Source organism: Streptomyces sp. NPDC058157, assembly GCF_042884105.1.
GTDB lineage: Bacteria > Actinomycetota > Actinomycetes > Streptomycetales > Streptomycetaceae > Streptomyces.
Genome location: NZ_JBHVUQ010000047.1, coordinates 13737 through 39252, shown reverse-complemented (window position 1 = coordinate 39252; position 25516 = coordinate 13737). Strand labels below are relative to the sequence as shown.

Genomic DNA, 25516 nt, shown 5'->3' with positions numbered 1-25516 from the left:
CGGTCATCGTGGAGGAGCCCCCGCACCCCTCACAAGACCGCCTCCCACGCCATGTCCGGCGCCGCCCTGAGGTCTCCGCGGGGCCGCGTCCGCTGGACCTCCGGGAGCGGGCGGGTCAGCCTGGAGGGATGAGTGCCCTACCCGGTGAACCCGTGCCCGGCCCCGGTGCGTCACCGCCACCGCCCGCGTCCTCCGGCTCCGGGGGCGGGGCCGGGCCGGGGGTGGTGCTGCGGTCCGCGCGGGGGCGGTGGGTGCTGCTGGCCACCGTGCTCGGGTCCGCGATGGCCCTGCTGGACTCGACCGTGGTCAACGTCGCGCTCCCCCGCATCGGTCGCGACCTCGGCGCCGATCTCGCGGTGCTCCAGTGGACGGTCAACGCCTATCTGCTGACCCTGGCCGGGCTGATCCTGGTCGGCGGGGCGCTCGGCGACCGGTTCGGGAGGCGGCGGATCTTCGTCCTCGGGGTGGTGTGGTTCGCCGTGGGCTCGCTGCTGTGCGGCATCGCCCCGAACGCCGGGGTGCTGATCGCCGCCCGCGCCCTCCAGGGCGTCGGCGGGGCCCTGCTGACCCCCGGGTCGCTCGCGCTGATCCAGGGTTCGATCCGGGCCGACGACCGGGCCCGGGCGGTGGGGCTGTGGTCCGGGTTCGGCGGGGTCGGCGCGGCCGTGGGGCCCTTCCTCGGCGGCTGGCTGGTGGACGGGCCGGGCTGGCGGTGGGTGTTCCTGCTGAACGTGCCCGTGGCCGCGCTGTGCGTGCCGGTGGCGCTGAGACACGTGCCGGAGTCGCGGGATCCGCAGGCCGGCGGACGGTTCGACGTGCTCGGCGCGGTGCTCGGGGCGGCCGCCCTGGCCCTGATCACGTACGCGCTGATCGAGGCCCGCTCGGCGACCGGGGCGGTGGTCGGGGCGGGGGTGGCCGGGGTGCTGCTGGCGGCCGGGTTCGTGTACGCGGAGCGGCGGCGGCCGGATCCGATGGTGCCGCCGGACGTGTTCGCCTCCCGCCAGTTCACGGCCGTCAACCTGGTCACCCTGTGCGTGTACGCGGCCTTCGGCGGGTTCTTCTTCCTCGTCGTGCTCCAGCTCCAGGTGGTGTCCGGGTACTCGGCCCTGGGCGCGGGGGCCGCGCTGCTGCCGACCACCGCCCTGATGCTGCTGCTGTCGGCCCGCGCGGGGGCGCTGGGCGAGCGGATCGGGCCGCGGATCCCGCTGACCGTGGGGCCGCTGCTGTGCGCCGCCGGGATGCTGCTGAGCCTGCGGGTGGGGCCGCACGCCTCGTACCTGCGGGACGTGCTGCCCGCCATGGTGGTGCTCGGCGCGGGCATGGCCGCCCTGGTGGCACCGCTGACCGCGACCGTGCTGGCCTCGCTGGACCCCGGCCGGGCGGGCCTGGCCAGCGGCATCAACAACGCCGCCGCCCGGGCGGCGGGGCTGCTGGCGGTGGCGGCGCTGCCGCTGCTGGCCGGGATGGGCCCGGACGCCTACCTGTCGGCCGGCGCCTTCGACGCGGCGTACGGGCGGGCGATCGCCTGGTGCGCGGGGCTCCTGGTGGCCGGCGCGGCCCTGGCGTGGGCGACCGTACGCTCGCCGTCGCCCGGGGCCTGCCATCCGGAGTGCCGGACCTCGTGTGCGGTGGGCTCCCCTCCGCTGGAGCACCCGGACGGGGCGGAGCACCCCCGGCGGCCCGCGCCGTAGGGGGCCTGGGGGCCTTCCGTGTGCTGGAGCGCGTCGGCGGACCTGGCGGCGGGGTCGGCCGTGGCCGCCGTCGGGGTGGTGTGCCTGGCGCGGGTGCGGCGGGCCCGGGACCTGCCGGTGGCCGCGCTGCCGCTGCTGCTGGGTGCGCACCAGCTGGTCGAGGCCGCCGTCTGGGACGCGGGCGGCGGCTGCGGTCCGGCCACCACGGCCTGGGTGCTCGCGTACTGCCTGGCCGTGCGGCCGGTCTCCGCCGAGGTGCGGGGGCGGGTGATGGGCTACGCGGTGGACGTGCCGTACGCGCCGCTGGTCCTGGCCGGTTACCTGTGCGCCACCCTGGGCTCCCTGCTGCTCTCCGGGGACCGGCTGCTGCGGGTGCTGGGGGGCGTGCTGGGGGCGGGGGCGGCGGTGTGCGCGGCGCTGTGGCGGCTGGAGTTCGCCTCCACCTGGTGCGCCTTCGCCGCGGTGGCCTCGCTGCTGGTGCTGGGCTGGGTCCGGCGCGCGGTGCCCGCTACTGGTTCTGGCCGCCCAGGACGAAGAGGAGGTAGACGAAGAAGGCGAAGAGGTGTCCGACGAACAGGTAGGCGATCAGCCGGATGACCAGGCCGCGCGGGAACTTGGACTCGAAGCGCCGGAAGACGCCGCGCGGGGCCTTCTGCCCGGAAGGCGTGGTGGACGTGGTGGACGTCGTGGACATGGTCTCTCCCTCGGACGGCATGACGGGGGCTCCTGGGCTGGTCGAGGTCAGGGATGGTGCTTGACGGTGCCGCCGAGGCACACCCCGGCGAGGCTGCTCTGCAGCAGCGTGTGGACGAACAGCAGCTCCGCCCCGCCGGGGCCGGCCGCGCCGATCCGGTGCGGGGTCAGCGAGTCGAAGTGCGCGCTGTCCCCCGGCTCCAGCAGGTGCTCGGCCTCCCCGAGGTGCAGCCGCAGCCGGCCGCCGAGCACGTACAGCCACTCCTCCCCGGGGTGCACGCGCACCAGTTCGCCCTGGCTGCGCCCCGGCGGGACGTGCACGCGCAGCGCCTGCATGCCCCGCCCGGAGCCCCCGGCCTGCCAGTACGTCCACCCGTCGGCCTCGCGGGCCCCGGGGCCGCCGGCCCGTACGATGGGATCGGCGACGCCCTGGGTCTCGCCGAGCAGTTCGGAGACGGTCGTACCGTAGGTGCGGGCGAGTCCGAGCAGCAGCGGCAGCGAGGGCTGGCGCCGGCCGGTCTCCAGCCGCGACAGGTGCGCGGGCGAGAGCCGGGCCCTGGCGGCGGCCGCCTCCAGGGTGAGTCCGGCGCGCCGGCGCAGTTCGCGCAGCTGCGGGGCCACGGCGGGCAGCTCTCCGGCGGCGCCGGGGGCCTGCGCGGCATCCGGGGCCTCCGGGGCCTCGGTGTCCGAGGGTTCCTCGGGACGGGGGGTCATGCCCCGATTGAGCCAGAAACTTGCCCGGGTGGCAATCTTCCTTACCTCTGAGGCAAAACGCGGCGCCGGGGAGACCGCGAGGTCAGCCGCGGCGCCGCTCCAGTACCGTCTCCACCGTGTCGGCCTCCCCCGGCCCCTTGTCGGGGCGGTGCCGCAGCACTCGGGCGAAGCGCAGGGCCACCCCGGCCGGGTAGCGCGGGGAGCGCTGGAGGCCGTCGTAGGCGATCTCCACGACCAGTTCCGGCCTGACCCGCACGGTGAACCCGTCGTCCTCCACGGCGAGCTCGCGCAGCCGCCCCGTCTGCCAGCGCAGCATCTCGTCGGTGAGGCCCTTGAACGTCTTGCCCAGCATGGCGAAGGTCCCGTCGGCGGCGCGGGCGCCCAGGTGCAGGTTGGACAGCAGGCCGGTGCGGCGGCCGTGGCCCCATTCGGCGGCGAGCACCACCAGGTCGAGGGTGTGCACGGGTTTGACCTTCAGCCACTGCTTGCCGCGCCGCCCCGCCGCGTACGGGGAGCCGAGCCCCTTGGCCATGACGCCCTCGTGCCCCCGCTCCAGGGTCTCGGCCAGGAACTCCCCGGCCCGCTCCGCCTGGGCGGCCGGGTCCTCCACCACCAGCCGGCGCACCCGCGCCGCCTCCGGGACGAGGCCGGCCAGCGCGGCGTACCGTTCACGCACCGGCAGGTCCAGCAGCACCCGTTCGCCCAGGGCCAGCACGTCGAAGAAGAACGCGCCCACGGGCAGGGCCCGCCGGGCGGCGTCCACGTCCACCCGGGAGCCGACGCGGCTCGCGATCTCCTGGAACGGGACCGGCCGCCCGGCGGCGTCGTGCCCGATGACCTCCCCGTCGAGGATGAACCGCTCCCCCGGCAGGCCCAGGGCCAGCTCGACCACCTCGGGCAGCCGGGCGGTGATCTCGTCCAGGGAGCGGGTGTACACGTGGACCTCCCCGCCCTCCCGGTGGACCTGGACCCGGATCCCGTCGAGCTTCTCCTCCACCGCGCACGGCCCGAGCGCGCGCAGGGCGTCCTCCAGCGAGCGGGCGGTCCCGGCCAGCATCGGCTGGACGGGCTGCCCGACGCGCAGGGCCACCCCGCTCAGCGCCCCGGCCCCCTCGGCCAGCACCGCCGCCGCCACCCGGGGCAGCGAACCGTCCAGCATCACCGCCCTGCGCAGCGCGGCCGCCGGCACCCCGGCCGCGGCCGCCACCCCCTCCAGGGCCACCGCGTCCAGCGCTCCCTGCCTCACCTCCCCGGAGAGCAGGCTGCGCAGGAACCGCTGCTCGGGCCCCGTGGCGGCGCCCAGCAGGGCGGCGACGATCCGGCGCCGCTCCGCCTGCGCCCCCCGGCCGGAGACGGCGGCCAGCTCGGTCACCGCCGCGTCGACGGCCCGTACGGTCAGGGTGGGCCGCGCGGCGGGCCCGGTGTCCTCGGCCAGGGTGCGCCAGCCGACGCCCGGGCGGCCCTGCGGGAGGCGGCCGGAGAGGTAGGCGATGACGAGGCCGGCCTCGTCGGCGGGCGCGGCCGCGAAGAGTTCGGCGAGCAGGGCGGTCTTCCGCGACCGGGCGGAGGTCTCGGCGACCTCCCGGGACACGCGCGCGACCTCGGCCAGCAGCATGCGCCCCATCCTGCCGCCGCCCGGCGGTGTCCGCAGCCCGGGTACCGCAGGCGCGGTACGCGCGGCCGCGCGGGTACTCCTGGAGAAGGGGCCGGGCTCCCCCTGAGGGAGCTCGGGGACGGGGATCACGGGCTTTAGGGTTCCCCTATGAAGCTCCGACTCCCCCGGCGGCCCCGGGACCGCCTGCTCGCCGGTGCCGCCGCCCTCGCGGTGCTCGCGGGCGCCGGCACCTGGACGGCCGCGGCCGCTTCCGGGGACGGGCCGGCCGTGCACCGCCAGGACCAGGTCCTGCGGATGCCCGGTACGGACGCGGACGGTCCCACCGGCATCGACACCTCCTTCTTCACGGCCGGGGACGCCTCGCGGCGGCGCCCGGCCGTCCTCCTGGGCCACGGCTTCGGCGGCAGCAAGGACGACGTCCGCGCCCAGGCCGAACGCCTGGCCCGCGACGGGTACGCGGTCATGACCTGGTCGGCGCGCGGCTTCGGCCGCTCCGGCGGGAAGATCGGGCTGAACGACCCCGACCACGAGGTCAAGGACGTCTCGGCGCTGGTCGACTGGCTGGCCCGCCGCCCCGAGGTGCGGCTCGACGCGCCCGGCGACCCGCGCGTGGGCGTGGCCGGGGCCTCCTACGGCGGGGCCGTGGCGCTGCTGGCCGCCGGGTACGACCGGCGGGTGGACGCGATCGCCCCGCAGATCACGTACTGGAACCTCGCGGACGCCCTCTTCCCGCAGGGCGTCTTCAAGAAGCTCTGGGCCGGGATCTTCTTCACCAGCGGCACGGCGGACGGCCTCCGGCCGCCGGATCCTCCGGCCGGCGCGGCGGGCCCCCCGGCAGCCTCGGGCTGCGGACGGTTCGAGCCGCAGCTGTGCGCCATGTACGAGCGGGTCGCGGTGGCGGGGAAGCCCGACGCGGAGGCGCGCGAGCTGCTGGAGCGGCGCAGTCCCTCGGCCGTGGGCGACCGGATCAAGGTACCGGCGCTGATCGTGCAGGGGCAGGACGACTCCCTGTTCCCGCTGGACCAGGCCGACGCGACGGCCCGGGCCATCGCCGCGAACGGCGCGCCGGTGGCCGTGGACTGGGCGGCGGGCGGGCACGACGGCGGCATGCGCGAGTCCGGCCGGATCGAGTCCCGGGTCGAGGCCTGGTTCGACCGCTACCTCAAGGGTGACGAGGGGGTGGACACCGGCCCGGCCTTCCGCGTCTCGCGCACCGGCGGCGTCGACTCCACCGACGGGCGGATCATGGTGCGCGGCGCGAGCGGCGACCGCTATCCCGGGCTGGTGGCGGATCCGCGGCCGTACGCCCTGGCGGGGCGCGAGCAGACCTTCCGCAACCCTGCGGGCGGGGCGCCGCCCGCCCTGTCGGCGCTGCCCGGGATCGGCGGTCAGCTGGCCGCGCTCGGGACCGGGTTCTCCCTGGACTTCCCCGGGCAGAACGCCCGCTTCGAGTCGGAGCCGCTGGCCGGGGAGGTCCGGGTCACCGGCACCCCGACCATCACCCTGAACCTGAGGTCGACGGCCGCGGACGGGTCGGCCGTGCTGTTCGGCAAGCTGTACGACGTGGGGCCCGACGGGCGTCAGCAGGTGCTGCCGAGCCGGCTCGTGGCCCCGGTACGGGTGACGGACGCGGGGCAGGGCCGGAGCGTGCGGCTGCGGCTGCCCGCCGTGGACCACGCCTTCCAGGCCGGGCACCGGCTGCGGCTGGTCGTCGCGGCCACCGACCTGGGCTACGCCTCCCCGGCCGAGCCGGCCTCGTACACCGTCTCGGTGGACGGGCCGCTCCAGGTGCCCGTGGCCGCCGGTGTGCGGACCGCCACCGCAGGTCTGCCCGGCTGGATCTGGTGGCTGCCGCTGGGCGCGGTGGCGCTGGCGGCGGCCCTGCTCGGGATCCGCCGCACCGGCGGGGGCCGGGCGGCCGCGGCGCCGCCGGAGCCGGAGCCGGCCGGCGTTCCGCTCGACATCACCGGCCTGACGAAGCGCTACGCCAAGTCCCAGGACCGGTACGCCGTGCGGGACCTGTCCTTCCGGGTGGAGCGGGGCCAGGTGCTGGGCCTGCTCGGGCCCAACGGGGCCGGGAAGACCACCACGCTGCGGATGCTGATGGGGCTGATCACGCCGGACGCCGGGGAGATCCGGGTGTTCGGGCACGCGATCCGGCCCGGGGCGCCGGTGCTGTCGCGGGTCGGGGCGTTCGTGGAGGGCGCCGGGTTCCTGCCGCATCTGAGCGGCCGGGCCAACCTGGAGCTGTACTGGCAGGCCACCGGCCGCCCCGCCGAGGACGCGCACCTGGCGGAGGCCCTGGAGATCGCCGGGCTGGGCGACGCCCTGGAGCGCGCGGTGCGCACGTACTCGCAGGGCATGCGCCAGCGGCTCGCGATCGCCCAGGCGATGCTGGGGCTGCCGGACCTGCTGATCCTGGACGAGCCGACGAACGGGCTGGACCCGCCGCAGATCCGGGAGATGCGCGACGTGATGATCCGCTACGCCGCTGCCGGGCGGACGGTCATCGTCTCCAGCCACCTGCTGTCCGAGGTGGAGCAGTCCTGCACCCACCTGGTGGTCATGGACCGCGGACGGCTGGTGCAGGCCGGTCCGGTCGCGGAGATCACCGGCGGCGGCGACACCCTGCTGGTGGCGCTCGGAGGACCGGTGGACGAGGCGGCCGTGGGCAAGGTCGCGGCGCTGGAGGGCGTCGCCTCGGTGGCGGCCGCCGACGAGGGGCTCCTCGTCCGGCTCGACGGCGCCTCGCCCGCCGCCCTGATCGCCGAACTCGTGCGGCTGGAGCTGCCGGTGACGGCGGTGGGGCCGCACCGCCGGCTGGAGGACGCCTTCCTGACCCTGATCGGAGGTGCGGCATGAGCGCCGTACGTGCTGCGGCACCCGCCGCGGAGACCGCGCCCGGCTACCGGCCGGGGCGGACGCTGCCGCTGCGGGTGGAGGCGCTGCGGCAGTGGCGCCGGCGGCGGACGCTGGTGATGGGCGGGGTGCTGGCCGCACTGCCGTTCGTCATGATCATCGCCTTCGCGGTGGGCGGGGCGGACGACGGGCGGGGCGGCAACGACGGCCGGGTCAGCTTCATCGACACCGCCACGGCCTCCGGCGCGAACTTCGCCGCGACCTGCCTGTTCGTGTCGGCCGGCTTCCTGCTGGTGGTGCCGGTGGCCCTGTTCTGCGGGGACACCGTGGCCTCGGAGGCGAGCTGGTCCTCGCTGCGCTACCTGCTGGCCTCGCCGGTGCCCCGGGCCCGGCTGCTGTGGAGCAAGCTGGTGGTGGCCCTGGGGTTCAGCCTCGCCGCGATCGTGCTGCTGCCGGTGGTGGCCCTGGCGGCGGGCACGGCGGCGTACGGGTGGGGACCGCTGAAGCTGCCCGCGGGCGGGGCCCTTCCGGCCGCGGACACGGTGCCCCGGCTGGCCCTGGCCGTGGCCTTCGTGTTCGTCTCGCAGCTGGTCACGGCCGGGCTGGCGTTCTGGCTGTCGACGCGGACGGACGCCCCGCTGGGCGCGGTCGGCGGGGCGGTCGGGCTGACGATCGTGGGGAACGTGCTGGACGCGGTGACGGCCCTCGGGTCGTGGCGGGAGTTCCTGCCCGCGCACTGGCAGTTCGCCTGGGCGGACGCCCTCCAGCCGCAGCTGGAGTGGGGCGGGATGGCCAAGGGGGCGGTGGTTTCGGTGTCGTACGCGCTGGTGCTGTTCGCCCTCGCCTTCCGCGGCTTCTCCCGCAAGGACATCGTGTCCTGAGGACACCCGCCCCCAGGGCCCTCCCGGCGGTCTCCGGGAGGGCCCTGCGCGCTCTCCGGGGTTCAGGACAGGACGCGTACGGGCGCGCCGTCGAGGAAGGCGAGGACGTCCTCGACGGCCTCGCCGTAGTACGTGGCGTAGTTGGCCCGGGTGACGTAGCCGAGGTGCGGGGTGGCGAGGAGGTTCGGGGCGGTGCGCAGCGGGTCGTCCGCGGGCAGCGGCTCGGTGTCGAAGACGTCGAGGCCGGCCCCCGCGATCCGCCCGCCGCGCAGCGCCTCGAGGAGGGCCGCCTGGTCCACGATCGCCGAGCGGGAGGTGTTGACCAGGTAGGCGGTCGGCCGCATCAGGGCCAGCTCGGCCGCCCCGATCAGCCCCCGGGTGCGCTCGCCGAGGGCGAGGTGGACCGAGACGAAGTCGCTGCCCGCGAGCAGCGCCTCCTTGGACGGGGCCAGGGCGGCCCCTTCGGCCTCGGCCCGTTCCTCGGTGAGGTGCGGGCTCCAGGCCGTCACCTCCATGCCGAAGGCGAGCCCGATCCGGGCCACCCGGCTGCCCGTCCTGCCCAGTCCCAGCAGCCCGAGGCGGCGGCCGTGCAGGTCGGCGCCCACCGTCTGCTGCCAGGGGCCGCCCGTACGCAGGGCGGTGTTCTCGGTGACGATCCCGCGCGCGAGGCCCAGGAGCAGGGCCCAGGTGAGTTCGACGGGCGGGGTGGAGGAGCTGGCGGTGCCGCACACCGTGACTCCGGTGCGTGCGGCGGCGGCGTGGTCGATGACGGAGTTGCGCATGCCGCTGGCCACGAGCAGCTTGAGGCGGGGCAGCCGCTCCAGCAGGCTCGCGGGGAACGGGACGCGTTCGCGCAGGGTGACGAGGATGTCGTAACCGGCCAGGTGGGCGGCGAGTTCGTCCTCGTCGGCGAGGTGGTCGGGGTAGGAGACCACCTCGACGCCCCGTGCGGTGACGGGCGACCAGTCCGCGAGCGTGGTGGCCGCCCCTTGGAAGTCGTCCAGCACCGCGCAGCGCAGGGGGGCGGTCATCCCGCGTGGGCCCGGGCGACGGCGTCGATCTCGGCCAGCAGTTCCGCGTCCAGGGGGCGGTCGGCGACGGCCGCGTTGGCCCGTACCTGCTCGGGGGAGGTGGCGCCGGCGATGACGGAGGCGCAGCCGGGCCGGGCGGAGAGCCAGCCGATGGCGAGTTCGAGAACGGTGCGGCCGTGCTTCTCGGCGATCGCGGCCAGGGCTTCGACGGTGTCGAGGCGTTCGTCGGTGAGGTAGGAGTCGCGGCCTTCGAGGCGGGAGCCGGCCGGGACGGGGGCGCCGCGGCGGATCTTGCCGGTGAGCAGGCCGTTGGCGAGGGGGAAGTACGGCAGGACGCCCAGGCCGTAGTGGCGGGCGGCCGGGACCAGTTCGCGCTCGGCCGACCGCTCCAGCAGCGACCACTCGTTCTGCGCCGACACGAAGGGCACCGCGCCGGTCTCGCGGGCGGTGTGGGCGGCTTCGGCGAGCTGCCAGCCGCTGAAGTTGGAGTGGCCGAGGTAGCGGACCTTGCCCTCGGCGACGAGTTCGCCGAGGGCGGCGAGGGTCTCGGCGATCGGGGTGGCCGGGTCGGGGCTGTGCAGCTGGAGGAGGTCGATGTGGTCGGTCTCCAGGCGGCGCAGGGACTCCTCGACGGCGCGCCGGATGTAGCCGCGGCCGCCGCGGGCGCCGGCGGCGGGCCCGTAGCCCATGTCGACTCCGTCGTAGCCGAACTTGGTGGCCAGGACCACCTGGTCGCGGCGGCCCTTGAGGGCCTGGCCGAGGTGGCGTTCGGAGCCGCCCTGGCCGCCGTAGATGTCGGCGGTGTCGAGCAGGGTGATCCCGGCGTCGAGGGCGGCGTCGACCACGGCCCGGGTGGCCTGGAGGTCGAGGCGGCCGCCGAAGTTGTTGCAGCCGAGGCCTACCGCGGAGACCAGGAGACCTGAACTGCCCAGGGGGAGATAACGCATGAGGGACCGTCCTCCACACTCATCGGTTGCATGATCGACGAGCGGCCAGTCTAGGCATACCGTCCGGTCGGTGGACATGGTCCGTGGCCCTGGGGGCGTGAACACCGTGTGACGGCGCGGAGGGGCGCCGCCGGCCCGGTGCCGGCGACGCCCCTCCCCGCGCTGTTGTTCCGGATCAGCCGTTGGCGGCGGCCAGCAGCACGTCCACGAGCCGCTCGGCGGCGTCCGGCCGACCGTAGGCCCGGGCCCGCTCGGCCATCTGGGCCCGCCGGCCGGCGTCGGTGAGGAGCGGGCCGACCGCCTCGGCCAGGCCGTGCGCGGTGACCTCCCCGAGCAGGGCGACGGCGGCGCCCGCGTCCGCCAGGTACTGCGCGTTGTGCGCCTGCTCGTTGCCGGCCGAGGTGGCCAGCGGGACGAACACGGCCGGCTTGCCCAGCGCGGTCAGCTCGGCCAGGGTGCCGGCGCCGGAGCGGGAGATCACGATGTCGGCGAGCGCGAGCACGTCGGGCAGCTCCGGTCCGACGAAGCCGGTCACGTGGTAGCGGCCCGCGAGCACGGGGTCCAGCCCGGCGGCCGCGAAGCGCAGCTCGTCGACGTTGGCCGGGCCGCACTGGTGGATCACGTTCGCGTGGCTCAGCAGCCACGGGAGCACCTCGCGCACCACGCCGTTGATCTGCTGGGCGCCCTGCGCGCCGCCGGTGACGTAGACGGTGGGCAGGCGGCGGTCGAAGCCGACCAGGTTCAGCGCGTGCACGGCCTTGTCGGGGTGCCCGGACAGCACCTCGGGGCGGACCGGGTTGCCGGTGACGACCGCGCGCTCGCGGACCTCGGCGGGGAGCAGCGGGAGCGAGGACTCCGAGGACACGGCGATGCGGGTCGCGGATCCGGCGAGCTTGCGGTTGGCGAGGCCGAGGCGCACGGTCTGCTCGTGCAACACGAGCGGCCGCTTGCACAGCCGGGCCGCCAGGCCGGCGGGCACGGCGACGTAGCCGCCGGTGGCGAGGACCACGTCGGGCTCGAACTCGGAGACGATCGTTCGGGCCTGGGCCACGCCGAGCGGGACGCGCGCCATGTCCTTCATGTTCGCGGCCGACAGCATCTTCAGCGGGTTCGCCGAGCGGCGGATCTTGCCGGTGGCGACGGTCTTGAACGCGATCCCCTCGGCCGGCGCGACGCGCGCCTCCAGGCCGTCGGCGGTGCCGATCCACAGCACGTCGAGCGTGCCGCCGGCGGCCGCGAGTCGGCCCTGGAGGGTACGGATCGCGGTCAGGGCGGGATAGGTGTGGCCGCCGGTGCCCCCACCCGTGACGAGCAGCCGGAAGGAACGCGGAAGCGCGGAAGAAAGGTTCACCCGGCCCACCCTACTGTCCCTACGGGAACACCTCCCTCCGGGGCCGTACGCGTGCGGACCGGGGCCCGGCCGACGGGCCGCCCCTACCCGGGCCGGCTCCACGCGTCGACGAAGTCGCACTCGCGGTCCATCCAGCGGCGCAGTTCGCCGGGGTTGGCGTACGGGTGGTCCACCGGGTACGACCGGGCCCGGACCCAGCGCTCCCAGAGGCCGTCGGTCCCGGTGAAGCGGGCCGCACGGTCGCCGCCGAGCCGGGCGTCGAGGCGCAGGAGGGCGCCGAGGGCCTCCGGCTGGTCGTACACGAGGTCGGTGCGGGGCAGGTAGCGGTCGAGGTAGGCGGCGAGGATCCCGGCGTCCGCGTCCGTGCCGAAGCGGGCCAGGGCGAAGCAGTAGCCGGCGCCGGCGTAGCAGGTCTCGCTGTCCAGCAGCAGCCCGGCCAGCCGCTCGCGGAAGGAGGTCCGGCGGTCGACGCCGATCAGCCAGGCGGCCGTGAGCCGCTGGCGCCAGCCGTGGTCCAGGAGCGCTTCCAGCTCGGGGTCGGTGATGGCGGTGGCGTCCTCGATCAGGGCCCGGGCGAAACGTCCGGCGTAGAACCGGCCCGGCCGCACGATGCGGCCGCGGTTCAGTTCGCCGTAGCGCGGGTGGTCCGAGTCGATGCGCATCACGTAGCGCCCGAACAGGACGCGGTAGCCGATGTCCTCGAAGGACAGGGACGTCATGGAGGGCTCCTCCCCGCCGCGCCGGCGTCTCGTCCGCGCAGTCTCGCCGACGGCACGGCCCGGACGCCACGCGATGACGCACAAGGCGACCGGCCTGCGGCGCGCCGGCGCGGAAGGGCGCTCAGCCGTCGCGCAGGGCGCGTGCCTCCGCGACGAGGGCGGGCGGCAGGTCCGGCCCGGCGCAGGTGTGGTCGATCAGGAGCCCGCGGTATCCGGCGGCGGGGACGGCCGGTGCCAGTGCGATCAGTTCGCGGAGGTCCTCGGCGCGGCCCGTGAGACGCGCCCGGTACGCCGCCCCGGCCGCGCGCAGCGTGACCTCGGCCGGCTCGTGCTCCAGACCCCGGCCGACGAGCCGCACCGCGGCGGCGAAGTCACCCTGTTCGGCACGCACGTCGGCCAGGTCGAGGTACAGCGACCAGTTCGCGGGGTCCAGGACCAGCGCGCGCTCGAACGCCGCCGCGGTCCGGCCGGGGTCGCCCAGCCTGCGCCAGGTACCCGCGCGTACGACCTCCGTCATCGTCACCGGTTCGACGGCGTCCGCCCGGTCGCAGAGGGCGAGCGACGCGTCGGTGAGACCGCACGCCCGCAGGAAGATCGCCATCCGGGCCATCGCCTCCGGCAGCGGCTCGCGCGCACACCGCCTCGATGATGTGCAGCCAGGGGCGCAGCGCCTCCCGCGTACCGTCGCCGTCCAGGGCGTGACCGTGGTCCATCGTCCGGATGAGGGCCTCCGCGAGCGCCCCGGCACCCACCGTCCCCTGGAAGCGGGGGTCGCCGAACCAGGGGGCCCGGGCCCAGGCGATGGCGGGCTGCGCGCCGGTGACGGAGCCCAGGGCGGTCACCGCCCCGTCCATGTCGCCCTCGAGGAAGCGGACGTAGGAGTACGCCGGCACCGTGCGCAGGGTGTCGGCTCCGTCGAGGATCGCCGCCAGGTCGGCGCGGCGTTCCTCCCACAGTTCGGCGAGTGCCTCGTAGGGCTCGGGGTCCTGCGGAGCGGCGGCGATCGCGTCGCCCAGGTGGTGCAGGGCGGCCACCGGGCTGCCCCCGCAGTGCGCCGGCACGCGCGCGAGGCCGACCCCGGCGGCTGCCGTCCGGTTCAACGTCATCGCTGGAGCGTAGGGGGCCGCCCGGAGCGGGCCCGGAGCGGCCCCCTCCTCCTGTTCCCGTGCCAGGATGTTCGCCATGTCCGATCCCGCAGATCACGCACATCGGGCGCTGAGCTTCGGGGCGCGGGCGGCGGCGTACGAGCGGTTCCGCCCCGGCTACCCGGACGCGTTGGCCGACCTGGTCGTCGCGTACGCCGGCCGGCCGGTCCGGACCGCCCTGGAGATCGGCGCCGGAACGGGCAAGGCCACCCGTGTGTTCGCCGCCCGGGGCATCACCGTCACCGCGACCGAACCCGACCCGGCCATGCTCGCCGAGCTGCGCCGGCACCTGCCGCCGACGGTCCGCACCGTGCGGGCCGCCTTCGAGGAGCTGGGCCCCGGCGAACGGTACGACGCCGTGTACGCGGCGGCGGCGCTGCACTGGACGCGGCCGGAGGGCCGGTGGCCGCGCGTGGCCGCCCTGCTGCGGCCGGGCGGGGTGTTCGCCTGCTTCGGCGGGCCGGTCCGGCCGGCCGACCCGGACGTGGAGGAGGCCGTCCGGGCGGCGCGGGCACCGTTCCTGGAGAGCGACGAAGCCCCGCCCCCGGACGGCGCGTCGCCCGCGGGGTACGACCCGCTGTGGCCGGGAGCGGAGCTCGGGCGGTCCGAGTGGTTCACCGACGTCCGGCAGTCGACGGTGGAACGCCGCCTGACCATGAGCGCCCGCGACTACGTGGGGCACCTCTCCACCGTCTCGGCCTATCTGACGCTGCCCGTCAGGGAGCAGGAACCGGTCTTCGAGCGGATCGCCCGGGTGCTCCCGCCGACGGTCGGGATCGTCGCCGACGTCACCGTCCACCTGGCCCGCCTGTCCGTCCCCGCGTGACGTCGCCCCGGCTCCGCCGTGCCGGGCCGCCATGGGCCATGATCACTGCATGAAGCACCCCCATCTCCCGACGACGGAATCCGCCGTCCGCGCGATATGCGAGATCGCCGAGGAGTACGGCCGGACGGCGACGGTCTCCGAGGACATCGGCGCCGACCGCACCTCGCGCCGTACCGCCGCCGCCCCCTTCACCGCCCTGGACCCCGACGGCACCCTGCCGCACGAGGCGTTCGTGGAACTCGACGGCACGCCCCGGGTGGACGTCCGCCTCCACCCCGACGACGACGCGAAGATCACGGTGGACCACGTCGAGTTCCACGACGTCCCCCGCGACGCGGTCCCCGCCTTCCTCCGCTCGGTCTACGGAGGCCTCGCCCACACCAAGGGCCGCTTCTTCCCTCCCGGCCTGTGGCTGGTGGTCCCGCTGCCCGGGGACGAGGTCTACAAGGAGCTCGTCACCTCCCCGCACCCCACCCCCTGGCTCCTGAGGAGCTCCCGCACCACGTAACGCCCGCCGCGCGACCCTCAGGAACGGAAACAGCCATGTCGGACGCCCTGCCCCGGCCGGTCCACCTCGATGCGGTGGTGGACGGCCTCGCGAAGAACCCCGCGCTGCCCACCGAACTGGTACGGCGCCTCCTGCCGCACGGCCAGAGCTCCGTCGTGGCCCTGCGCCCGGACCTGACCGGCGACCTGATCACCGAGATCCTGGCCCTGGACGACATCCGGCTCACGCACGCGCTCGCACTCAACCGCGACCTCCCGCACCCCGTCCGCACGGAGCTCGCCGGGCACCCCGATCCCGGCGTCCGCGCGGCCCTGGTGGTCGGCGCGGAGCGCGGGGCACCACGGGAGTTCTTCGAGCGCCTGGCGGGCGACCCGGACCTGCGGGTACGCGAATGCCTGGCGGAGAGCGACCGGGTACCGGCCGACCTGCGCGCCCGGCTGGCCGCCGACCCGGAGCCGAAGGTCCGGGCGACGCTGGCCCAGTGGTGGACGCGGGCCCCCGAACCCGTGCGCCGGACCCTCCTGACGGACCCCGAGGACTCCGTGCGGGCTGCCGCCTGCGCCACCTACTACCGCCGCCTCCCCCATCCCGTACCGCCCGCCGACCTGCTCCCGGCGCTGCTGGCCGACCCCGTCACATGTGAGGGCGCGGTGCGGCACTGCACCCTCGACGCCGCCACGGCCCGCCGGCTGGCCGGGGACCCGGACGATGCGGTGCGCCGGGAGCTGGCCGGGCATCCGGACCTGCCCCCGGAGCTGCGCGGAGGCCTCGCCGAGGACCCCGGCCTGCGGGTCGCGGTAGCCGTCTTCGCCCGCGAGGACACCCCGGAGCCGCTGCGTGCCGTGATCCACGCGCGGATCCTGGCCGAGGCGGCCGCGACGCAGTGGCCGGAGCCCGAAGACGAACTGGACGAAGCCGCGCTGCTGCGCCTGTTCGAGAACGAACAGGCGCCCGCGGAACTACGGAGGCTGTACCTCCCGTGGGTGACGGCCGACCCGTTGCCCCACGCGGACTCGCCCTACGTCTGCTTCCGCGCCTCGGCCGCCGCCTCCGACCGCCTCCCGGCACCGGTCGTGGCCCGGCTGCTCGCCGACGAGGACAGCGGCGTACGCACGACCATGGCCGGGCACGCACCCCACGCGGTCGATGCCGCCACCGCCGAGCGCATCGACCGCGACCACCGCCCGGAGAAACGGACCCGGTGGCGTCCGGCCGACGACTTCCCGCTCCCGGCGGAGGTCCTGCGGCGGCTGGCCGGCGACCCCGATCCGCGGATGCGGCAGCTCGCCCCGCGCGACCCCGCGCTCCCGGTGGAGACCGTCCGCGCCCTGGCCGCCGATCCCGACCACCTCGTGCGCCGGGTGACGGTCGGGCATCCCCGGCTGCCGCTGGAGGAGCTGACGCGGCTGCTGGCCGACCCCGCGGAATCCGTCGCGGCCGCGGCGGCCGCGGATCCCCGTCTGCCGGTCGCGCAGATGTGCCGGATCCTCTCCCTGGCAGGCTTGTGACACCGGTGCCGTCCGCGCCTTCCGCGGGTCCGGCCGGCCTTCCGTGGAGGGGAGTTGACCTGGCGATGGCCGTAGGAGCCCGTGGCAGAATCGGCGCGTGCAGATCGGGATGCTGGGTCCACTGGAGGTGCGCGCGGACGACGGCCGGCCGGTCGACGTGCCGGGTGCCCGGTTGCGCGGGCTGCTGGCCGCCCTCGCGCTCAGGCCGGGCCGCGTGGTCCCCAAGTCGGTGCTCGTCGACTGGATCTGGGGCGCCCACCCGCCCGCCGACGCAGCGAACGCCCTCCAACGCCTGGTGTCCCGGCTGCGCAAGCTGCTGCCCGGCGGGGCCGTCGAGGGACTGACGGACGGCTACCGGCTGGCCGTGGAGGCCGAGGCCGTCGACGCCGTGCGGTTCGAACGGCTGGTCGTCGCGGGGCAGGCCCGAGGCGAGGACGCCGCCGGGCGGGCGCGGCTGCTGCGTGAGGCCCTCGGGCTGTGGCGCGGTGCGGCCCTGCAGGACGTCGGTCTGCAGGACAGCGCCGCGTTCGAGGCGGCGGTCGCACGGTTCGAGGGGCTGCGGCTGACCGCCGCGGAGGCGCGGGCCGAGGCGGACGTCGCCCTCGGGCGCGGTGCGGAGCTGGTCACGGAGCTGACCGACCTGGTGGCCGCGCACCCGGTGCGGGAGCGGCTGGTCGCCGCGCTGATGCGGGCCCTGGTCGCGGCCGGCCGGGACAGCGAGGCGCTGCAGGTCTACCAGCGGGCGCGCGAGGCCCTGGCCGACACCCTGGGCGCCGATCCGTCGCCCGAACTGGCCGCCGTTCACCTGGCGTTGCTGCGGGGCGAGCTGGGGCGGAACGCGGCGGACCGCAGGACCAACCTGCGTGCCGAACTGACCAGCTTCGTCGGCCGGGACGCCGATGTCGCCGCCGTCCGCGCACTCGTCGCCGAGCACCGCCTCACCACCGTCATCGGTCCCGGCGGTGCCGGAAAGACCCGGCTGGCGACGGAGACGGCGCGCACCCTGCTCGCCGATCTGCCGGACGGGGTCTGGCTGGTGGAGCTCGCCGCGGTCGGCGCGGACGGGGGTGACATCGCGCGGACGGCGCTCGACGGGCTGGGTCTGCGGGACGCCCTGCTGGGCGGGGCGCCGAACGCGGAGCTGACGGACCGGCTCATCGCCGCGGTCCGTGAACGCGAGGCCCTGCTGATCCTGGACAACTGCGAGCACGTCGTCGAGTCGGCCGCGGTCTTCGCCCACCGGGTGCTCGGCGAGTGCCGGCGGCTGCGGATCCTGGCGACGAGCCGGGAGCCGCTGGGCATCACCGGTGAGGCGCTGTGGCCCGTGGAGCCGCTGGCCCTGCCGCGCGGCGGGGCGGGACCCGCGGAGATCGAGTCCTCGCCGGCGGTCCGGCTGCTGCGGGACCGGGCCGGGGCGGTGCGCCGGGACCTCGCGGCGGGCACGGACGCCAGGACGCTGGCGGTGATGGTGCGCGTGTGCCGGGCGCTGGACGGGATGCCGCTGGCGATCGAACTGGCCGCGGCCCGGCTGCGCACGATGTCCGTCGACCAGCTCGCCCACCGGCTGGACGACCGGTTCCGGCTGCTGACCAGCGGCAGCCGTACCGCCCTGCCACGGCACAAGACGCTGCGCGCGGTGGTCGACTGGAGCTGGGAGCTGCTCAGCGGGGCCGAACGGACGGTGCTGCGCCGGCTCTCGGTGTTCTCGGGCGGGGCGAGCCTGGAGGCGGCGGAACGGGTCTGCGCGGACGGAGCGGACGACCTGGGCGACGCGGGCGGGGGTGTCGGCGAGGGCGACGTGCTCGAACTGCTCACCGCCCTGGCGGAGAAGTCCCTGCTGCGCGCCGAGGGCGGAGCCGCCCCGCGCTACCGCATGCTGGGCACGATCAAGGAGTACGCCGCCCAGCGGCTCGCCGAGGCCGGGGAGGCCGAGCGGGCGCGGCGGGCGCATCTGGCGCACTTCACCGCGCTCGCCGAGACCGCCGAGCCGCATCTGCGGCGCGCCGAACAGCTGGAGTGGCTGGCCGTGCTCGGGTGCGAGCACGAGAACATCGGTTCCGCGATGCGCGGGGCGATCTCGGGGGGTGAGGCGCAGTCGGCGATGCGGCTCGCGGCCGCCGCCGGCTGGTACTGGTGGCTGAGCGGGCACCGGACCGAGGGCAGGGAGCTGCTCACCGCCGCCGTCGCCGTGCCCGGGGAGGTGGCGGACGACGTACGGGCCACGGCGTACGCGCTGGTGGTGCTGTTCGTGAGCGCGGGGCGGGGCGACGAGCACCAGGCGGCGGAGTGGATCCACGAGGCGTACCGGTTCAGCCTGCGCGCGCGGCACCGGAACCCGCTGCTGGGACTCGTCACCGCGCTGGAACGCCTGCTGGAGGCGCCGGAGGCCTTCCTGCCCGCGTTCGAGCCGCTGCTCGACAGCGAAGACCCCTGGGTGCGGGCGCTGGGGCGGCTACACCTGGGCAAGATGCGGATCATGCTGGGCCACGAGGGGCGGGACGCGGACGCGTACCTGGAGACGGCGCTCGCCGAGTTCCGGGCGCTGGGCGAGCGGTTCGGGATCTCGTTCGCCCGGACGGAGCTGGCCGAGCGGATCGCGGTGCGGGGCGGGTTCGCGGGCGCGTGCGAGCACCTGGAGCAGGCGATCACGGTGGTCACCGAGCTCGGGGCCGTGGAGGACGTCATCCGGATGCGGTCGCGGCAGGCCCAGCTGTACTGGCTGCGGGGTGACGAGGAGGCCTGCGCGGCCGCGCTCGCCGAGGCGCAGCGGCATGCGGAACGGGTCACCTGGCCGGACGCGCTGGCCGAACTGGCGCTCACGCGGGCGGAACTCGCCCGGTGGCGCGGCGAGGCGGTGGAGGCGCGCCGTCAGCTGGGCGCGGCGACGGCGCTGCTGGGCGGTGACGCCTTGCAGGGCAATGTCCTCGCGGTGACGCACGACCTGCTGGGCTACCTCGCCGACGACCTGGCCGAGGCCCGCGCGCACCGCGCGGCGGCCTGCGAAGCGGCGGCCGGTGCGGGACACGCGCCGCTGATCGCGCAGGTGCTGGTCGGGGTCGCGGACCTGGCCCTGCGCCAGGGCGAGTACGCGCAGGCGGCGCGCCTGCTCGCGGCGAGCGCGGGGGTGCGGGGGCTGCCGGACCGCTCGCACCCGGACGTGGCCAGGATCGAGCGGGCCGCCCGCCACGCCCTCGGCGACACCCGTTTCGCGGTGGCGGCCCGGGAGGGGGCGGGCACCGCCTGGCCGGAACTGACGGCCGTCACCCTCGCCCCCTGAACGCCGCGGCCGCCGCGCCGGGGCCCCAGTCCACCCGGAACGAGCACCGGCCACGCCCCCGGGCCGGGCGCCCCCACCGCCGCACGGCCGCGGCCCCGGGCCGGGCTCCCGCCCCCGCACGGCCGGGGGCCGAGGGGACCGGCTGTCCACACGGCCCCGCCGACGACGGCACGGCCTCCCCCGCCCCCACGGCCCGCTCAGGCCTGCGGGTGAACCGCGGGACCCGGCCCCCCGTGTCGCCGCCCCCGTCCCGCCGGGCTCTGTGAGCATCGTCCCCGTCCCCTCCCGTTCACGGCCCGCTGCCTCCGCGCCCCGGGCGTCCGGGGGCCAGTGCAGAAGAGGCCAGATTGACCGGTTCCGCCGTCTCCGCCCGGCCCGCCACGGTGCTGGCGATGAGTCCGGACACCCGGGCGGCCGTCCTCCGCGGTCCGGCCCTGGCCGAGCTGGTCCGGGTGGCCGATGTGGACCCCGGGCTGCTGCTCACCGACTTCACACGGCCCGGCTCCCTGCTCGGCGCACGGCTCGCCCGCGCCGAGGTGCTGTTCACCGGGTGGGGCTGTCCGGCCCTGGACGCGGAGGCGCTGCGCCGGATGCCGCGGCTGCGGGCCGTCGTGCACGCCGCCGGAAGCGTCAAGGGGCATCTGACCGAGGCCTGCTGGGAGCGCGGCCTGCTGGTCTCCAGCGCGGCGGCCGCGAACGCCCTGCCCGTCGCGGAGTACACGCTGGCCGCGATCCTGTGGTGCAACAAGCGCGTCCTGGAGGCCGCCCGGGCCTACCGGACCGCGCGCGGCCCGGTCGACCCCCTGCACCGCTACCCGGAGGCGGGCAACTACCAGCGGACCGTCGGACTCGTCGGCGCCTCCCGGACCGGCCGGCGGGTGCTGGAGCTGCTGCGCCCGTTCGACCTGCGGGTCCTGGTGCACGACCCGTACGCCGACCCCGCCGAACTCGCCTCCCTGGGCGGCGAGGCCTGCGGCCTGGACGAACTGCTCCGCCGCAGTGACGTGGTGAGCCTGCACGCCCCCGAGCTGCCCCGCACCCGTGGCCTGCTGGACGCCTCCCGGCTGGCCCTGATGCCGGACGGTGCCACGCTGATCAACACCGCGCGCGGCTCCCTCGTCGACACGGCGGCGCTGACGCGGGAGCTGGTCACCAGGCGGCTGTACGCCGTCCTCGACCACACCGAACCTGAGGTGCTGCCCGCCGGATCCCCCCTGTACGACCTGCCGAACGTCCTGCTCACCCCCCATGTGGCAGGTTCGCTGGGCGGGGAGCTGGAGCGGCTGGCGATGGCGGCGGTCGAGGAGCTGGAGCGGTACGCGCGGGGAGTGGGCTTCCGCTACCCGGTGGACCCGGGCCGGCTGTCCTACTCGGCCTGACCGGCATGGGCCACCAACTCCTCGAGGTGTTCGCGGCCCCGGACGAGCCGGGGGCCGGTCAGCTCGGGCGCGTCGGGGTACCAGCGTCTCTCGTACTCCCAGCACAGCCATCCGTCGGGCGGTGCGGCGGCCACCGCCCCGGCGAGCGGCAGCACGCCCGCTCCCAGCCCGACCGGAGTCAGGTCGTCGGCCGACGCCACGTCCTTGACCTGGACGTAGCCCAGATGCGGCCCGAGTCTGCGTCTCGACTCGGCGGGCCCCTCGCCTCCCAGCCAGGTGTGCAGGACGTCCCACAGGGCTCCGGCCGCCGGGTGGCCGACGGCGTCGAGCACACGGGCGGCGGCCGCCGCCGTGCGGTGCGAGTCGTGGGTCTCCAGCAGGATCCGGACGCCGTTGCGCTCGGCATAGGGGGCGGCTTCCCGCAGCCGGCGCACGGCGTCTCCGTCGGCCTGCGCTCCGGGCGGGCCCGCTGCGCCGGGGAAGACCCGGACGTAGGGGGCTTCCAGGTCGGCGGCGAGTCGGACCAGGGACCTCAGTTCGCCGAGGACCGGCTCGTCACCGCCGGGGGCCGCCACCTTGGTGTAGCCCGCCACCCCGAGGACGCGCACGCCGGCGCGGCTGAGGGTCCGCAGCCCGGCGGCCCTGTCCCCGGGCGGGCTCTGGGGGTGCAGTGGCTCCTCCGGGTGGGCGCGCAGTTCGAGGCCCTGGTAGCCGTGCCCGGCGGCCAGGGCGGCGCTGCGGGCGAGCGGGGTCCCCGGCAGGCCGAGGGTGGAGAAGGCGTACTTCACGGCGTCCTCCGTGTGAGCGGTGGCGGCGCGGTCGAACCGCGCACCATGAGTTCGGTGGGCAGGGTGGTGATGCCTCCCGGCGGCAGGGGCCGGCGGCCGGTCACCAGCTGGGCGGCGAGGGCGCCCGCCTCGCGCAGGGGCACCCGGACGGTGGTGAGGGCGGGGGCGGTGTCCTGGCTGAACGGCAGGTCGTCGAAGCCGGTGACCGAGACGTCCTCGGGTATGCGCAGGCCCGCTTCGCGCAGTGCCGCGGCGACCCCTGCGGCAGCCGTGTCGTTGGCTGCGGCGACTGCGGTGAAGGGGTCTCCCCTCCGCAGGAGTTCACGGGTGGCGTCATAGCCGGCGGAGCGCTCGAACCCGGCGTGGACGGTGAGGTCGACGCAGGCTTCGGGAAGGGCCGGGTCGTGGCGCCGGAGGGCCTCCCGGTGTCCGGCGAGGCGCTCGCGGGTGGTGCTCCGCCCGGGCGGGCCGGCGATGTAGGCGATCCGCCGGTGGCCCAGCGTCAGGAGGTGTTCGGCGAGCCGGAACGCGCCCCCTCGGTCGTCGAACTCGACGGTGGCGACGGGCAGGGCGGAGGGCACCGGCACGGGCGGGCGTCCGCAGAGGACCACTCGGGTGCCGGCGGCGGCCATGCGGGCCACCCGCAGGGTGAGGGCGTCGGTGTGCTCCGGGTCCTCGGTGGCCGCGCCGGTGAGGACGACGCCTCCCGCACGCTGGCCTTCCAGCAGGGTGAGGTAGGCGGTCTCGGCGGCGGGGGCGCCCTGGGTGTTGCAGACGACGGCCAGCCGGCGCGGACCGGCCCCACCGGCGGGGTCGAGGGCGCTCTGCAGGGAGCCGGCGAGGATCCCGAAGTAGCCGTCGGCGATGTCGTGCACGAGGATCCCGACGAGGTCGGAGGTGGCGGCCGCGAGGGCTCGGGCGGAGGCGTTGGCGACGTAGCCGAGCTCCTCGACGGCCCGCTCCACCCGGGTCCGGGTGTCCCCGGCCACCGGATAGCCGCCGTTCAGCACCCGCGAGACCGTGGCGGGCGAAACCCCCGCACGTACCGCGACCTCCGCAAGCGTCACTGCCATCGCAATCCCCTCCCCCTGTGGCCCGTGGTTGCCGCGGGCCGTCGTCCGATCTGTCCGCGCTCCTCATGATGCCCGATTCAGAAAGCGCTTTCCATCACTCGATCGGGTAATTGAAGAGACACGATGCGGAGGCCTACCGTGAAACGCAGAAAGCGCTTTCCATCGCTTTCACAGACGATGCGACGGACCGGAGGAAGTCATCATGGAACGCAGGACGATCAAGATCGCGATGAACGGCGTGACCGGGCGGATGGGGTACCGCCAGCATCTGGTCCGCTCCGTCCTCACGCTGCGCGAGCGGGGCGGACTGGACCTCGGCGACGGCACGCTGCTCTGGCCGGAGCCGGTGCTGGTCGGGCGCCGTGAGGCCGCCCTGCGGGCCATCGCCGGGCGGCACGGCCTGGAACACGTGAGCACGGACCTGGAGGCGGTCCTGGCCGATCCGGAGGTGGAGGTCTACTTCGACGCCCAGGTGACCGGTGCCCGGGAGGCGGCCCTGCGCTCGGCCCTGGCGGCGGGAAAACACGTGTACTGCGAGAAGCCGACGGCCTCGCGCTTCCCGGCCGCGCTGGAGCTGGCCCGGCTGGCCGCGGCGGCCGGGGTCAAGCACGGCGTGGTGCAGGACAAGCTGTTCCTGCCGGGCCTGCTGAAACTGCGACGGCTGGTCGAGGACGGCTTCTTCGGCCAGGTGCTCTCCGTCCGGGGGGAGTTCGGCTACTGGGTCTTCGAAGGGGACGACGGACAGCCGGCCCAGCGCCCCTCCTGGAACTACCGGGCGCAGGACGGCGGGGGCATCGTCGCCGACATGTTCCCGCACTGGGAGTACCTGCTCCACGAGCTGTTCGGCCGGGTCAGGACGGTGCAGGCCCTGACCCGCACGCACATCGGCCGCCGGTGGGACGAGGAGGGCGAGCCGTACGAGGCCACGGCCGAGGACGCCGTGTACGGGACCTTCGAGCTGGAGGGCGGCGCCGTGGCGCAGATCAACTCCTCCTGGGCGGTGCGGGTGCACCGTGACGAGCTGGTGGAGTTCCAGGTGGACGGGACGCACGGCTCGGCGGTGGCCGGGCTCAGGAACTGCCGGGTCCAGCAGCGAGCGGCCACGCCGAGACCGGTGTGGGATCCGGACCGGCCGTCGGCCGAGCCCTTCAGGGCGCAGTGGCGGAAGGTGCCGGACGACGGTCCGCCGGCCAACGGGTTCAGGACCCAGTGGGAACTGTTCCTGCGTCATGTCGTACGCGACGAGCCCTGGCGGTGGGACCTGCTCGCCGGGGCCCGGGGAGTACAACTGGCCTCGCTGGGCCTGCGTTCCTGCGCGGAGGGACGGCGGCTGCCGGTACCGGAGGTGGCGCTGTGAACGGGATCCGGCTCCCCTCCGAGGACGGGGGATGGCGGCTGTACCGGCCGTCGGCCGCACCACTGGGAGCGTTCGGCGCCGCCCCGGCCCGCAGTCGTGTCCTGTACGCGGCCGCCCATGTGGCCGCGGCCCCGCCCGCCTCGCCGGGCGGCGGCCCGGTGGTCGACTGGGAGGCCACCCTGGGGTTCCGGCACCGGCTGTGGGGGCTGGGGCTCGGCGTCGCGGAGGCCATGGACACCGCGCAGCGGGGCATGGGCCTGGGCTGGGCGGAGGCGGCGGAGCTGATCCGCCGCTCGTCGCGGGAGGCCCGGGCGGTGGGCGGCCGGATCGTCTGCGGCGCGGGTACCGATCAGCTGGCCGTGGGCCGCGCGCACTCGCTCGCCGCGGTCAGGGCCGCCTACGAGGAACAGCTCGCCCATGTCGAGGGCTGCGGGTCGGGGGCCGTCCTGATGGCCTCCCGCGCCCTGGTCGCGGCGGCCCGTGGCCCCGAGGACTACCTGGAGGTGTACGGGGCCCTGCTGAGGCAGAGCGCGCGGCCGGTGGTGCTGCACTGGCTGGGAGCGGTCTTCGATCCGGCGCTCGCGGGGTACTGGGGCCACCAGGACCTGGACGAGGCCGCGGACCTGCTCGTGAAGATCGTCGCCGAGCATCCGCGGAAGGTGGACGGCGTCAAGGTTTCGCTGCTGGACGCGGAACGGGAGAAGGAGCTGCGGCGCCGGCTCCCGGCGGGCGTGCGCTGCTACACCGGCGACGACCACCGCTATCCGGAGCTGATTGCCGGGGACGGGGAGCTGGCCAGCGACGCGCTCCTGGGGATCTTCGGCCCCGTCGCCCCCATCGCCGCCCGGGCGGCGCTCGCCCTGGACAGCGGGGATCCCGGGGGCTTCCGGGCGCTGCTGGACCCGACGGTCGCACTGGCCCGGCACCTGTTCGCACCGCCGACACCTCTCTACAAGACCGGTGTGGTCCTGCTGGCCTGGCTGGCGGGGTATCAGGAGCACTTCACGATGTTGGCCGGGCTGGAGTCGGCCCGTTCGCTGCCGCATCTGGCGCGGGCCTACGAACTGGCCGACACCCTGGGCCTGTTCCCCGACCCGGAATGCGCTGCGGGCCGGATGCGCCGGCTCCTGTCGGAGCGGGGGGTGCCGGGATGA

21 protein-coding genes are annotated in these 25516 nt (G+C 75.8%); 11 read left to right on the top strand and 10 right to left on the bottom strand.

The window, feature by feature from the left end; genetic code table 11:
• Positions 1–128 precede the first annotated feature (128 nt).
• Together ACFVXK_RS14765 and ACFVXK_RS14760 are read left to right on the top strand one after the other, a co-directional pair.
• Positions 129–1691, top strand: a complete 1563-nt coding sequence (locus tag ACFVXK_RS14765; protein WP_389611896.1) for an MFS transporter — start codon at positions 129–131, stop codon at positions 1689–1691.
• 18 nt (positions 1692–1709) lie between these two features.
• Positions 1710–2288 (top strand): DUF6629 family protein, encoded by a 579-nt coding sequence (locus ACFVXK_RS14760; protein ID WP_389611895.1) that lies wholly within the window; start codon positions 1710–1712, stop codon positions 2286–2288.
• Here the strand turns inward: ACFVXK_RS14760 and ACFVXK_RS14755 are convergent.
• The 3 genes from ACFVXK_RS14755 to ACFVXK_RS14745 form a co-directional block, all read right to left on the bottom strand.
• Entirely contained in the window at positions 2200–2385 is a 186-nt protein-coding gene (locus ACFVXK_RS14755) for a DUF6126 family protein (protein WP_389611893.1), read from the bottom strand. The two genes, ACFVXK_RS14760 and ACFVXK_RS14755, sit on opposite strands and share 89 nt — an antisense overlap.
• A gap of 47 nt (positions 2386–2432) precedes the next feature.
• Entirely contained in the window at positions 2433–3098 is a 666-nt protein-coding gene (locus tag ACFVXK_RS14750; RefSeq protein WP_389611892.1) for a helix-turn-helix domain-containing protein, read from the bottom strand.
• Positions 3099–3180: 82 nt separating this feature from the next.
• Complete coding sequence (locus ACFVXK_RS14745) at positions 3181–4713, bottom strand: ATP-dependent DNA ligase (RefSeq protein ID WP_389611891.1); 1533 nt, start codon at positions 4711–4713, stop codon at positions 3181–3183.
• A gap of 147 nt (positions 4714–4860) precedes the next feature.
• On the opposite strand from ACFVXK_RS14745, the gene ACFVXK_RS14740 reads away from it, so the two are divergent.
• Together ACFVXK_RS14740 and ACFVXK_RS14735 are read left to right on the top strand one after the other, a co-directional pair.
• On the top strand, positions 4861–7575 hold the full coding sequence (locus tag ACFVXK_RS14740; protein WP_389611890.1) for an alpha/beta fold hydrolase: 2715 nt from the start codon (positions 4861–4863) through the stop codon (positions 7573–7575).
• Positions 7572–8453, top strand: coding sequence for an ABC transporter permease (locus ACFVXK_RS14735; RefSeq protein WP_389611889.1), 882 nt, complete (start codon positions 7572–7574; stop codon positions 8451–8453). The genes ACFVXK_RS14740 and ACFVXK_RS14735 overlap by 4 nt, the downstream gene beginning before the upstream one ends.
• 62 nt (positions 8454–8515) lie before the next feature.
• Here the strand turns inward: ACFVXK_RS14735 and ACFVXK_RS14730 are convergent, their stop codons facing one another.
• The 5 genes from ACFVXK_RS14730 to ACFVXK_RS14710 all read right to left on the bottom strand — a co-directional run bounded on the left by ACFVXK_RS14730 (position 8516) and on the right by ACFVXK_RS14710 (position 13102).
• Positions 8516–9484 (bottom strand): D-2-hydroxyacid dehydrogenase family protein, encoded by a 969-nt coding sequence (locus ACFVXK_RS14730; protein WP_389611888.1) that lies wholly within the window; start codon positions 9482–9484, stop codon positions 8516–8518.
• Positions 9481–10431, bottom strand: coding sequence for an aldo/keto reductase (locus ACFVXK_RS14725; RefSeq protein WP_389611887.1), 951 nt, complete (start codon positions 10429–10431; stop codon positions 9481–9483). Before ACFVXK_RS14725 ends, ACFVXK_RS14730 begins: the two co-directional genes overlap by 4 nt.
• Before the next feature lie 175 nt (positions 10432–10606).
• Positions 10607–11782 carry a glycosyltransferase gene (locus ACFVXK_RS14720; protein WP_389611886.1) on the bottom strand — a complete coding sequence of 392 codons (1176 nt, stop codon included), beginning with the start codon at positions 11780–11782 and terminating at the stop codon, positions 10607–10609.
• An 83-nt stretch (positions 11783–11865) separates the two neighbouring features.
• The gene (locus ACFVXK_RS14715) at positions 11866–12501 is read right to left on the bottom strand and encodes a DUF6000 family protein (protein ID WP_389611885.1); all 636 of its coding nucleotides are present in this window, start codon (positions 12499–12501) and stop codon (positions 11866–11868) included.
• A gap of 121 nt (positions 12502–12622) precedes the next feature.
• Positions 12623–13102, bottom strand: coding sequence for a tetratricopeptide repeat protein (locus ACFVXK_RS14710; RefSeq protein ID WP_389611884.1), 480 nt, complete (start codon positions 13100–13102; stop codon positions 12623–12625).
• 581 nt (positions 13103–13683) lie between these two features.
• On the opposite strand from ACFVXK_RS14710, the gene ACFVXK_RS14705 reads away from it, so the two are divergent.
• The 5 genes from ACFVXK_RS14705 (at position 13684) to ACFVXK_RS14685 (ending at position 21144) form a co-directional block, all read left to right on the top strand.
• A complete protein-coding gene (locus ACFVXK_RS14705; RefSeq protein ID WP_389611883.1) occupies positions 13684–14472 on the top strand; it encodes a class I SAM-dependent methyltransferase in 789 nt (262 codons plus the stop codon).
• A 49-nt stretch (positions 14473–14521) separates the two neighbouring features.
• The gene (locus ACFVXK_RS14700) at positions 14522–14980 is read left to right on the top strand and encodes a hypothetical protein (RefSeq protein WP_389611882.1); all 459 of its coding nucleotides are present in this window, start codon (positions 14522–14524) and stop codon (positions 14978–14980) included.
• 35 nt (positions 14981–15015) lie between these two features.
• Positions 15016–16488, top strand: coding sequence for a hypothetical protein (locus tag ACFVXK_RS14695; protein ID WP_389611881.1), 1473 nt, complete (start codon positions 15016–15018; stop codon positions 16486–16488).
• 97 nt (positions 16489–16585) lie between these two features.
• Complete coding sequence (locus tag ACFVXK_RS14690) at positions 16586–19765, top strand: BTAD domain-containing putative transcriptional regulator (protein WP_389611880.1); 3180 nt, start codon at positions 16586–16588, stop codon at positions 19763–19765.
• A 392-nt stretch (positions 19766–20157) separates the two neighbouring features.
• A complete protein-coding gene (locus tag ACFVXK_RS14685; protein ID WP_389611905.1) occupies positions 20158–21144 on the top strand; it encodes a hydroxyacid dehydrogenase in 987 nt (328 codons plus the stop codon).
• Here ACFVXK_RS14685 and ACFVXK_RS14680 read toward each other — a convergent pair.
• Entirely contained in the window at positions 21132–21932 is an 801-nt protein-coding gene (locus tag ACFVXK_RS14680; RefSeq protein WP_389611879.1) for a sugar phosphate isomerase/epimerase family protein, read from the bottom strand. The genes ACFVXK_RS14685 and ACFVXK_RS14680 overlap by 13 nt on opposite strands.
• The gene (locus ACFVXK_RS14675) at positions 21929–23005 is read right to left on the bottom strand and encodes a LacI family DNA-binding transcriptional regulator (RefSeq protein WP_389611878.1); all 1077 of its coding nucleotides are present in this window, start codon (positions 23003–23005) and stop codon (positions 21929–21931) included. The genes ACFVXK_RS14680 and ACFVXK_RS14675 overlap by 4 nt, the downstream gene beginning before the upstream one ends.
• 202 nt (positions 23006–23207) lie before the next feature.
• On the opposite strand from ACFVXK_RS14675, the gene ACFVXK_RS14670 reads away from it, so the two are divergent.
• On the top strand, positions 23208–24362 hold the full coding sequence (locus tag ACFVXK_RS14670; protein WP_389611877.1) for a Gfo/Idh/MocA family protein: 1155 nt from the start codon (positions 23208–23210) through the stop codon (positions 24360–24362).
• Positions 24359–25516 (top strand): dihydrodipicolinate synthase family protein, encoded by a 1158-nt coding sequence (locus ACFVXK_RS14665; RefSeq protein WP_389611876.1) that lies wholly within the window; start codon positions 24359–24361, stop codon positions 25514–25516. Before ACFVXK_RS14670 ends, ACFVXK_RS14665 begins: the two co-directional genes overlap by 4 nt.